Raw genomic sequence first — 1287 nt, 5'->3', positions numbered from 1 at the left:
AAAAGTGTGTCCGGAATCGCCGATTTTCAGGGGTTGACCTGTAGGTTTCAGGAAAGTATATGCTCCGGGAGCATATATCTGGCCTCAGGCCGGGAAATCCACGGTGTGGCAGCGTTGGTGTGCTATGTGCGGCGTGGTGTGGTGTCGCAATGTCAAAGAACCAACCTCGCTGCTACTGCGGCGGTGAAATGAAACGCAACGGCACCACCAGCAAAGGCACCACCAGATGGCGCTGCAAACAATGCGGCGCCTCCAGCGTGAAACACCGAAACGACATCACCAACACGTCAGTGTTCACCCAGTTCATCGAGCATTGCACCACCGCAATATCACTCGACGACCTAGCCAAACGAAACGGTGTTAGCCGAGCCACCATGAAGCGGCGCTTCAAGTGGTGCTGGCTCGTTGATGTGCCTGACCCCACCGCCGGCCACGACAAGCGGGTCTACGACCAGATCTTCCTCGACGGCACCTACACCGCCGGCGGCTGCTTGATCGTCGCAGCGACCGTCGACCACGTCATCGCCTGGCACTGGTGCAAACACGAAACCACCCGCGACTACCAACTGCTGCTTGAACGCATCTGCCCACCACTGATCGCCGTCATCGACGGCGGCCAAGGCGCATACAGCGCAATCAAAAAGTGCTGGCCGACCACGAAAATCCAACGCTGCCTCGTCCACGCCCAACGCGTGGTACGCCGCTACACCACCAACAACCCACGCACGGATGCCGGGCGCACCATCTACCGACTTGCGCTGAAACTGACCCGGATCACCACGCTGGATGAAGCCGCCGCATGGGGTGCGCAACTGCACGAATTCTCCACGATCTACCGGTCATGGATGGACGAGAAAACCCTGATCAAAGACCCCAAAACCGGTGCATGGACTCGCGTGTGGACACACCACAACGTGCGCAAGGCCTACAACAGCCTCAACCACCTATTCCGGTCCGAGATGCTGTTTGTCTACCTCACCCCACCAAAAGCAGTCCTTGCGCCCGAACGGATCAAATCCACCACCAACAGCCTGGAAGGCGGGATCAACGCCCAGCTCAAACTGCTCGCCAGAACCCACCGCGGCAGATCAGGCGAACGACAACGCCGCATGCTGGATTGGTGGCTCTACTTAAAAACAGAGCTGCCTGACGATCCAGTACGAATCGCCAGGCAGTCCGACTGGGGCCAGGGCCAACTCGCCAAAGTATCCACCCTGACCCGAAACGAGAACCAAGCCGACCACGAAACAGGACGACCAGCCCTCTACGACAACGCTATCGACACCG

At 58.8% G+C, this 1287-nt stretch carries 1 protein-coding gene; it reads left to right on the top strand.

Annotated features, from left to right (window positions below; all coding sequences use genetic code 11):
• Positions 1 to 149 precede the first annotated feature (149 nt).
• The coding region (locus QP140_RS09720; protein WP_284759453.1) for an IS1249 family transposase at positions 150 to 1287 on the top strand (1138 nt) is incomplete at its 3' end.

This window comes from Corynebacterium sp. UMB9976, assembly GCF_030212265.1.
In the GTDB taxonomy this organism is placed as follows: Bacteria; Actinomycetota; Actinomycetes; order Mycobacteriales; family Mycobacteriaceae; genus Corynebacterium.
Note: the sequence above shows the minus strand (reverse complement) of the source record. Positions and strands in the feature narration are given on the sequence as shown.